Below are 9109 nucleotides of genomic sequence, written 5' to 3' on the forward strand. Positions count from 1 at the left end.
TCCTTTAAGATCTCTTGGCTGGCTCGACTCACCTCCCTGCCCCGGACGTAGGGAACGATGCAAAAAGAACAGAAGTTATCGCACCCCTGCATAATGGAGACGAAAGCCACAACCTTGGAAGCAGGAGGAGAAAAGGGAAGCGTAGCATAAGGATCCACCCGGCCGTTGAGATTCGCGGCCAAGCCTCGTTTACCGGAAGCTTCCAGGTCATTAAGGAGTTCAGCGATCCGGCTCAGTTCTTTCGTTCCCACCACAAAGTCAACGTGGGGAAAACGTTGGAGAAAAGTCTCCCCTTCTTGCTGGGCCAGGCAGCCGCCGATGCCAATGATCAGCTTCGATTTCTTTTTTTTAAGCTCCCGCAATCGGCCCAGAGCGCTATAGACCTTCTGCTCCGGCTTCTCGCGGACACTACAGGTATTCAGAAAAATCAAATCCGCTTCGGAAGGATCCTCAACCAGGTGGTAATTTCTCGCGGCCAGCAAATGGGTAATACGTTCCGAGTCGTAAACGTTCATCTGGCAACCGAATGTTTTCATATAGAGTTTTTTCGGGTGCATGGTAAAAAAAGATTAGCACCTCCTCAGCCCCCTGTCAATTTCGGATTGCGGAACAAACAGTTCGGAGTTGGGAGTTTTAAAAAATTTAACCCTCCGGGCCCCAAATTCAAAACCCCAAATTAGAATCTCCGGACTCCGAACTTATTACTCCGAACTACTTATAGGGCAGATTGAAGGATGCAGTGTAGTAGAACATTGCCTCCGGCTTCGCAGTCTTCCCATCGCGTATTTTCTACTTCAACATGACTTCGCCCGCCGATACTCGGAACGAATATCATGGCGGTTGGGGCTACCTGACTCAGGTAGGTGGCATCGTGCCCGGCTCCGCTGACCAAAGAATAACTGGGATAGCCGAGTTGTTCGGCAATTTTCCCAACTTGGTTTACCAGGGATTTATCAAATGGGGTATGCTCTACTTTCCAGACCTTCTCGATCCGGGCAGGGCAGCCCCTTTTGGTAGCGATTTTTCGGAAACCGTTGTGCAATTCTTCCCCGGCCCGATCCGCCAATGGGTCATCCCAAGAGCGGAGATCAACGGTAAAATGGACTTGACCGGGAATGATGTTTCTGGAATTGGGATAGTTGTGGATTTCTCCGACCGTCGCGACCATATTGCCTCCCATTTGGGCCGGTAAGGATTCTACCTGCAAGATCATCTCTGCCGCAGCGCCCAATGCATCATTCCTTCCTTCCATGGGAGTTGGGCCGACCTGGTTCGCTTTCCCCTCTACGAAAACATCATACCAACTGATACCTACAATGCCCTGGGGAACTCCGATTCTCTTGCCCACTCTTTCCAAGATAGGTCCTTGTTCGATATGAAATTCAAAATAGGCATGTACTGGCCACTGTTTAGCCGGTGCTTGGCCTCGATATCCAATCCTCTCCAGTTCTTCTCCAATTTTTTTCCCATGAAAATCCTTGCGGGCATACGCCCAATCTCTTTCCAATTTTCCTGCCCAAACCCCAGAACCCACCATCGCCGGGGAAAACCGGGAACCTTCTTCGTTCGTCCAATTAACGACCATAATGGACCTGGTAGTTTCAATTTTGTTTTCCTGGATCGTTCGCATGACTTCCAGGGCTCCCATGACGCCTAAAATTCCATCAAAACGGCCTCCTTTAGGCTGGGAATCGATATGGGAACCGCTCATTACGGGGGGCAAGCTGGCGTTCTTCCCAGGCCGCCGGCCAAAGATATTGCCCATTTCGTCCATCGTGACTTCCAGTTCGATTTCCCGCAGCCATTTTATGAACAAATCTCTCGCTTGCTTATCTTCATCTGACAGGGCCAAGCGCTGAACCCCACCTCCAGAGGTCCTTCCGATTTCAGCCATTTTTTCTAATGTATTTTTTAGGCGTTCACCGTTTATTCTCAGGTATCTTATGTCCATGGGCGGCCTCCCTTCTCCTCCCTGTCTTTCTTTTATTTTTATCAATATTTTTAAGTTTTTAACACACTTTTAAAATATATTCTTCTGAAATTAAGATGTTGTTTGAGCCAGGGCATCCAATTATTTATTTCACTTTCAAAAATCCTGCCGATTTGATATCTGGTAAAATTTCCGTTATCCTATAATTATGAGCACGATCATCATAATGGCAACCATAGCCCTAATGCTCATTGGCCTTATCGGGTCCGTTCTTCCCTTTATTCCCGGCTCTCCCTTAATTCTCCTGGGCGCTTTCATCTATGCCTGGTATACAGATTTTTTAGTTGTAACCTGGGGGACTTTGGTAATCCTTTTGCTCCTTACTGTTCTGAGCCAAATCCTGGATTATTTGGCCTCCATTCTGGGGGCGAAGAAATTCGGGGCCAGCCGGTGGGGCATGAGCGGTGCCTTTTTAGGGGGAATCATCGGTCTATTTAGCGGTGGAATCCTGGGAATCCTTATCGGCCCCTTCATCGGCGCGCTCCTGCTGGAATTATTGCATGGCCAGGATTTGCCTGCCTCCTTAAAAATTGGGCTGGGGACTTTGGTTGGTTTTCTCGGGGGGGCCATAGGGAAAATAATCATAGCGCTCACCATGATCGGAATCTTTTTGGTTAAAATCATTGGGTAAAATCACTAACGTTGTTGAAAAGGAGGGTAGGATTATGCTTTTCAGGGAAGAGATCAAAGCCGCCTTAAAAAAATGGAATCAGGCCTGGGATGAACATGACCTAAATGGAGTCATGGACCTTTTTCATGAAGACATATTATTTGAGAATTGGACAGGGGGAAAGGTCCAAGGCCAGAAGGCTCTGCGCCAGGCATGGGAACCCTGGTTTAAGAATCATGGGGGGTTTCGATTCAGCGCCGAAGATTTATTTATCGATGAAGCCGAGCAAAAGGTTCTTTATCAATGGCAGCTCGATTGGCCATCCAGCGAAAAAGGATTCGAAGGGAGGCCGGAGCGAAGGCGCGGGCTTGATATCATCCATTTCCGGGAGGGAAAGATTATCGGCAAGTTCACCTATTCCAAGACCACGGTCGAGATAGACGGGAAAAGAGTGAAATTGGTTGCGGAAAGGGGTTCTTAAGGCCAAAGACGCAAGGTAGCGCAGATGGTAAAATTGTACCCTTTCTATTTTCGTTGACGGGATTGGGACAGCTGGCTAGAATTAAAATAGGTTTGAAGAAAAATTTCCTGTCCCCTTTAGCTCCATTTAAGTTTTTTTTTGATTTGCCGATAATTATATTAAATCGTTGATATTTTGTTAGCGCGAGGCTTTAAAAATGGAACCTATCAAAATCGTCACTCGATTTCTCAACGGTGGAACTATCAAGGGTACACCCAAAATTTTTTCCCCGACAAGCCTTCTTTCCATATTACCCCGGTTGATCAAACAGTTTCAATTGGCCCTGTAGAGGTGCAGATCAAAGATTTGAAGGGCATATTTTTTGTTCGGGATTTTCTGGGAAATCGAACCTACAAAGAGCAAAAAACATTGCCCAATGGAGCAAAAATAACTGGACGGAAGGTGGAGGTAACGTTTAAAGACAAGGAAGTGATGGTCGGATCCGTTTTGGGTTACGATCCTAAGCGACCGGGCTTTTTCCTTTTTCCCAGCGACCCCCATTCCAATAATCTAAAAATCTTTGTAGTCTCCCGCGCAGTAAGTAAGGTCAATTACCTCTACTTCTAAACTTTCCTTTTCAGCTATTCAAAAATCTAAAAGAGGATTCCCCTTCTCCCCCGCCCCTCCTTTTCCAACCGGGGGCCAAATATTGTTTGAGAGCAATAATGACTTAAATTTTTTTTGCTGCCTGTTTCAGTAAAGGTAGGGGACAGGGTTACCCATGTCTATTTACAAAATACTTGGCCTTCCTAAGCGGGAGGGAGAAGAAGGATGGTTCCGGGTCTAATGCGGGTCTTTGGGGAGAGGTCGTTCAAGTCGCAGAGGTTCTGGAGTGCCAGTTGATACTTCTGGGCAATGCCTGCCAAATTTTCCCCTTGGCGAACGCGGTGTTTCTTTCTTTTCATTGGCATTTTACTGAGGACTGGAAAATTTTTTTCGAAGACCTCTTTTTTCCCCGGGGGAAGCTTGATTTCAAAACAAGAATTGGGTGGAGTCTTTCCTTTTTTCAGCGCCGGATTGAGGGCTTTAACTTCGGAAAGATCCGACTCCGCCGCCTTCGCGATAATGACCAGGCTGGTGGCTGGTGGAACGGTAACTTTCTCATAAACCAGGGGAGGAGAATATTCGATATCCTGGAAGCCGTACTTCTGAGGGTCCTGGGCGATCGTGACCGCGGCCAGAAACATGGGGACGTATTCTTTCGTTTCCTTCTTCAGAAAGCGATGCTGGGAGATCTTCCAAAAATCCTGGCTGTTGGCCTTCTTCATGGCCTTCAAGATTTTGCCTTCCCCGGCATTATAACTTGCGGTAGCCAGATCCCAGTTGTTGAACATGCCATAAAGGCTTTTGAGGTATTCCGCCGCGGCATGGGTGGCCTTTTCAGGATCTCTCCGTTCATCCACCCATTTGTCCACCTTAAGGCCGAAACGCTTGGCAGTTTTCCCGATGAACTGCCAGATGCCGCTGGCTTTGGCCCGTGAGAAGGCTTTGGGGTTAAAGCCGCTTTCAATCAGAGCCAGGTAAAAGAGTTCTTCTGGGAGGTTCTTCTCCCGGAAGATTTTCTTCATCATATCCGCATAAGTGGTCGACCGGCCCAGTGATCTCATGAAGAAAGAATCAGCCTGTTTTTGGAAAAAACCGATGCAATCCCCCACCTTACTATTAAGCAGGGAAGGAAAGGTTACCAGGGCAGGCGAAGAGAGACTCGGGCTTGCGGCGGGTGGTTTGGGGATTGTCTCCCCTAAGGGGAACGCCAATAATGAAGAGTCTTTTCCCCGGGATTCCAGTGGTTCCCAGGAAAAGTCCTCTTCCGTCTCCCTGCTATTGGCTGGAGAAAGAAGTTCTTCCGAGCCCTTACCGTCGAGATTTTTTTCCGGGGACTTTTCAGCCGGAGGATCCAGGTGGGCTTCGGATTTAGCTGTCCTGCTGGCTACTTGGCAAGGTTTCTTTTCCGCCGCCATACCTTCCTCTTCAGCCGAGCCATCAGATGGAGAAAGCCTACCTTCCACCTTGGCAAATCTGGTGGATTCCATGAGGAGCGATTCGGAAAGCAGGCAAGGTTCCCAACACAATTCAGGCTCACAGGATAGGGAATAAAGGTGCTCCGGTTCTCTCCAAACCCCAACCTCTGCCGGGTTGAACGTCTCCACAGGTCCGGCCAGCTCTAAATTTAGTTCCATAGTTTCTTTTTTGACCCGGTTCGACTCCAGCCGATCAAGCTGAGGATCAGATGCACCGGGCAACGGTTGCGAGGGGAGGGAGTAAGTGGGGGAAAAACTCTTTAGGTTGAACCCGCCACAGCCAGTGGTCCCGATTGAGATAATGAGGAAAAAAAGTAGCTTTTTCAGAAAGTCTTCCTTTCGGTTTGCCAAAATAGACTTATGACGACTAATGGTGAAAACCTGTCAACATCTCTTTTCCCTTTTGATTTACGCAGTTTTCGTTCCATTTTTCTCTCTCTGGGCTGAATTTGGCCGGAAATATCCGGGAGTTATTGGGGAATCTGGAACCAAAGCCCAGGCTGGGAATCTTCCCTTTCCTTTGGCGGAGTGTACAGATTTGGTACAGCTTTTTCCTACCCGATGTTCGCGCTTGGTTTTTGCCCCTTTCCAAAAAGGCCTTTACCGCCGCTCGATTAAGGTCTTTATTTTCCCCAAATAGACATTAGGCAAATTCGAAAATTACTAACCAGTTGACAGAGGAAGTAAAACAACCTGGGCTTGTTTCCAGCGATATCTAATAATGAATATCCGGTTGAGTTCCTTGGTGCCCCCGGGGTGACTCGAACACCCGGCACAGGGATTAGGAATCCCTTGCTCTATCCACCTGAGCTACGGGGGCTTTGAAATTTTTTGGGGCACAGATTGGCGCAGATGTTCGCTGATAATGCCTTAACCTTAAATTCCTTTCATATTAACACGGAGTAGATAGGTTTCAAGAAATTTTTTGACCGAGGGGCCGAAACTCCAGCTGCATGTCCTCCCCTCTTTTGCGCAAGAAAATGTTTCCTTTCCATTTCTGGTCATTAGTGTTGGAAAAATCTTTGCGGAAATGGGCGCCTCTGCTTTCTTCCCGCATCAATGCGCTGTGAAGAATCATTTCGGCAACAAGGAGAGCGTTTTCTACTTCCATCTTCTCGAGGAATTCCTTCGGGCTTTCGGTTTTGGTCCGAGGCAAATCTTCTTGTCTTATTCTCTTCAACGCCTCTAAAGAAGAAGACAATCCACTTTCTTCTCTCAAGATTCCCCCTTCTCTCCAGAGAATCTCCCCAATTTTTTTCCGAATCAATCTTGGTGCCAAACCGGCGGCTGAGGTTACCCATTCCTTCTGGAAAAAATCCAGGCGTACGTTGAGCAAATCGTAAGCGCCCTTTACCCAATCCTGTTCAAGGGCCCACGCCCCCGCATCTTTCCCGGCGCGATATCCAAAAACTAAGATTTCACTCAAAGCATTCCCGCCCATCCGGTTGGCCCCGTGAAGCCCGCCGGCGATTTCACCAGCGGCATAGAGGCCGGCAATCTCCGTTCGCCCATTTTGGTCTATCGCCACCCCCCCCATAAAAAAATGGCACATGGGAGATATCCGCAAAGGTTTTAATGAACCAGAGAGGTACTTCATCAACATGTCCCGCTGTAACCGGACCAGGCTATCCTGAAGCCAATCCTTCTCCGATAGCGACCTCAGGTCGATAAACACCTCCCTTCCTTCCATTTCCTCTTTGAAGACGGCCAAGGAAAAAGAATCCCTTGAACGGACCGCCACCGGTTTCTCGGTGATCTGATATTTTTTCAGAATATCTTCCCCTGTGGAATTGATCACCCTTCCCATATCCGCCAAAGGAGGAGCAATGAGGTAGGCAGGTTTCCCGGGTTCGGCTAAGCCTACGGGTATGAACTGGACAAACTCCATATCCCGGAGCGGGCAGCCAGCATGGAAGGCTAAGGCATATCCATCCCCGGTAGCGCGTACGGGGTTATCGTGGCGCCAGTACAAGGCTCCCCCTCCACCGTTGGCAAGAATGATTGCTTTGCTCAGGAAGGCGATCGTCTTTCCTTTTCGAAAATCGAACCCTAATGCCCCCACGACTTTTCCAGATTCGGTCACCAGTTCAGTGACCATAACCCAGGGTAAGGAAGAAACTCCCTTCTTCATGGCAGCCTCGGCCAAAATGTTAGCCAAAGGGGCTCCAGCAGCTGTCGGCCTTCCTAGGCAGCGATACCTTCCTTTTTGCCATTCTCCTACCAGTCCAAATTGCTCTAATTCCCGGACTCGCTCGGGGGCTTCATTCACCAGAATCTCCACAAGTTCGCTTACATTAATTCCCTTACCAGCCTGGAGGGTTAACGCCAGGTGAGTTTCCTTGGCGAGTCCCCCTACGGCCAGGGTGAATGCGCCTGCCGACAAGTACGTACAGGTGGATTTTCCCATTGGAGTTTTTGAGACTAAAAGGACTTCGGCTCCTTTTTCTCTGGCGGCCAGTGCGGCCCGCATACCAGCGCCTCCCCCTCCAATGACCAGGACATCCGTTTTGATGATTTCCATATGTTTCTCTCTCTTTCTGTATGGTACTGCAAACATTGAAGCACAGAGGCCACAGTGCGGCAGAGCCGCAACCATCGGTTGGGAGTCTTAAGCATGGGGAAAGCTCACAGAGCCAGGTAATATTTCTTGATGTGCTCGCTTTGCAATAGATCGCTAGCCTTGCCTTCTAAAGCGATTCTTCCGTTTTCCAGGACATAAACCCGGTTGCTGATTTCTAGTGAAAACTGCACGTTTTGTTCGACCAGAAGAATAGCCATTCCCCGGCGATTGATTTCTTTTACGGTCTCAAAAGTTTTAACCACTAAGAGTGGTTGCAGACCAAGGGAAGGTTCATCCATGAGCAAAAGAGTCGGCCGGGACATGAGCGCCCTGCCAATGGCCAGCATTTGGCGTTCCCCTCCACTTAAAGTTCTGGCTTTCTGCTGAATACGTTCTTCCAGTCTGGGGAAGAGCCCGAAAACTTCTTGCAGAGTTCCTTGCCTCTGGGATCTGGCAGGTTCGGTGTAAGAACCCATTAACAGGTTATCCAGGACGGTCATATCAGGAAAAACACGCGACCCTTCAGGAACGATGGCCATCCCCAGGCGTACCGTATCCTCGGGAGAAAGCCTGGCCAGGTCCTGACCCTGGAAGGAAATTTTTCCCTGTTCCTTCCCTCCTTTGGCTGGCTTCAAGAGGTTGACAACACTCTTTAAAAGCGTACTTTTTCCCGCGCCGTTGGGCCCGATGATGGTTACGATTTCTCCGGCTGAAACATAGAGTGACAAATCCCACAAAACATGGACATCCCCGTAAAAAACGTTGATCCGGTCAACCTTTAGCATGGTTTTTTGGTTATTGGCCCATCTTCCCGCCCCACTTTCTAGAACACGAGAAAGGGGGATGGGGCGAGAAAATTGTTAGGTATACCGTTTCCCTAGATACGCTTCGATTACTTCCGGCCTTCCCGCCACCTCGGTGGGAGTGCCTTCGGCAATTTTCTCCCCGTGGTGGATGACCAGCACCCGATCGGAAATTCCCATGACCGCTTGCATGACATGCTCGACCAAAATGAGTGTGGTTTGGGTGCTCAGGCGTTTTAAAAGCAGCAAGGCTTGTTCGATTTCGGCCGGAGTAAGACCGGCCATCACTTCATCAAGGAGTAAAACCTTTGCCCCCGTAGCTAGGGCCCGGCCTAATTCCAGCCGTCTCCGTGAGGGTACAGGGATTTTCCCTGCTGGCTCATCCCGCTGCTTATGCAGGTCTACAACCGTTAATATCCGCTCCGCGGCAACATGCGCTTTGGCCATTCCCAGATTTTGTCCATAAAGGGCCGCCACGAGGATATTTTCATATACCGACATGGTGCCGAAGGGCATGGTAATCTGGGATGTTTTGGCAATTCCCAGGCGGCAGATTTCGTGGGGGGGAATATGGACGATCGATTTTTCTTGGAAAAGAATTTCCC

Annotated in this window: 10 protein-coding genes and 1 tRNA gene; 4 read left to right on the forward strand and 7 right to left on the reverse strand. The window is 49.0% G+C overall.

The window, feature by feature from the left end; translation table 11 throughout:
- Positions 1–536: tRNA (N6-isopentenyl adenosine(37)-C2)-methylthiotransferase MiaB (locus Q7V48_07405; GenBank protein MDO9210559.1), on the reverse strand; the 536-nt coding region annotated here is incomplete at its 3' end.
- Between the two features lie 179 nt (positions 537–715).
- Positions 716–1951, reverse strand: coding sequence for a Zn-dependent hydrolase (locus tag Q7V48_07410; protein ID MDO9210560.1), 1236 nt, complete (start codon positions 1949–1951; stop codon positions 716–718).
- Positions 1952–2156: 205 nt separating this feature from the next.
- Here Q7V48_07410 and Q7V48_07415 point away from each other — a divergent pair, with 205 nt between their 5' ends.
- From Q7V48_07415 to Q7V48_07430, 4 genes are all read left to right on the forward strand, one after another.
- A complete protein-coding gene (locus tag Q7V48_07415) occupies positions 2157–2621 on the forward strand; it encodes a DUF456 domain-containing protein (GenBank protein MDO9210561.1) in 465 nt (154 codons plus the stop codon).
- Positions 2622–2655: 34 nt separating this feature from the next.
- Complete coding sequence (locus Q7V48_07420) at positions 2656–3081, forward strand: nuclear transport factor 2 family protein (protein MDO9210562.1); 426 nt, start codon at positions 2656–2658, stop codon at positions 3079–3081.
- A 196-nt stretch (positions 3082–3277) separates the two neighbouring features.
- Complete coding sequence (locus tag Q7V48_07425; GenBank protein MDO9210563.1) at positions 3278–3409, forward strand: hypothetical protein; 132 nt, start codon at positions 3278–3280, stop codon at positions 3407–3409.
- Between the two features lie 17 nt (positions 3410–3426).
- Complete coding sequence (locus tag Q7V48_07430; protein MDO9210564.1) at positions 3427–3687, forward strand: hypothetical protein; 261 nt, start codon at positions 3427–3429, stop codon at positions 3685–3687.
- 182 nt (positions 3688–3869) lie between these two features.
- On the opposite strand, the gene Q7V48_07435 is transcribed toward Q7V48_07430, so the two are convergent.
- The 5 genes from Q7V48_07435 to Q7V48_07455 form a co-directional block, all read right to left on the reverse strand.
- Positions 3870–5492 (reverse strand): transglycosylase SLT domain-containing protein, encoded by a 1623-nt coding sequence (locus tag Q7V48_07435; protein ID MDO9210565.1) that lies wholly within the window; start codon positions 5490–5492, stop codon positions 3870–3872.
- 392 nt (positions 5493–5884) lie between these two features.
- A tRNA-Arg gene (locus Q7V48_07440) sits at positions 5885–5961 on the reverse strand.
- Between the two features lie 93 nt (positions 5962–6054).
- Positions 6055–7662, reverse strand: coding sequence for an FAD-binding protein (locus Q7V48_07445; GenBank protein ID MDO9210566.1), 1608 nt, complete (start codon positions 7660–7662; stop codon positions 6055–6057).
- A gap of 104 nt (positions 7663–7766) precedes the next feature.
- Entirely contained in the window at positions 7767–8486 is a 720-nt protein-coding gene (locus Q7V48_07450) for an ABC transporter ATP-binding protein (GenBank protein MDO9210567.1), read from the reverse strand.
- 75 nt (positions 8487–8561) lie between these two features.
- Positions 8562–9109: ABC transporter ATP-binding protein (locus tag Q7V48_07455; GenBank protein MDO9210568.1), on the reverse strand; the 548-nt coding region annotated here is incomplete at its 5' end.

It is taken from the genome of Deltaproteobacteria bacterium, assembly GCA_030654105.1.
In the GTDB taxonomy this organism is placed as follows: domain Bacteria; phylum Desulfobacterota; class SM23-61; order SM23-61; family SM23-61; genus JAHJQK01.

Bases quoted from the DNA above. Each gene is read 5' to 3' on its own strand.
- Q7V48_07450 (MDO9210567.1), bottom strand. From the start codon at position 8,486: ATGCTAAAGGTTGACCGGATCAACGTTTTTTACGGGGATGTCCATGTT.
- Q7V48_07420 (MDO9210562.1), top strand. From the start codon at position 2,656: ATGCTTTTCAGGGAAGAGATCAAAGCCGCCTTAAAAAAATGGAATCAG.
- Q7V48_07410 (MDO9210560.1), bottom strand. From the start codon at position 1,951: ATGGACATAAGATACCTGAGAATAAACGGTGAACGCCTAAAAAATACA.
- Q7V48_07445 (MDO9210566.1), bottom strand. From the start codon at position 7,662: ATGGAAATCATCAAAACGGATGTCCTGGTCATTGGAGGGGGAGGCGCT.
- Q7V48_07425 (MDO9210563.1), top strand. From the start codon at position 3,278: ATGGAACCTATCAAAATCGTCACTCGATTTCTCAACGGTGGAACTATC.
- Q7V48_07415 (MDO9210561.1), top strand. From the start codon at position 2,157: ATGGCAACCATAGCCCTAATGCTCATTGGCCTTATCGGGTCCGTTCTT.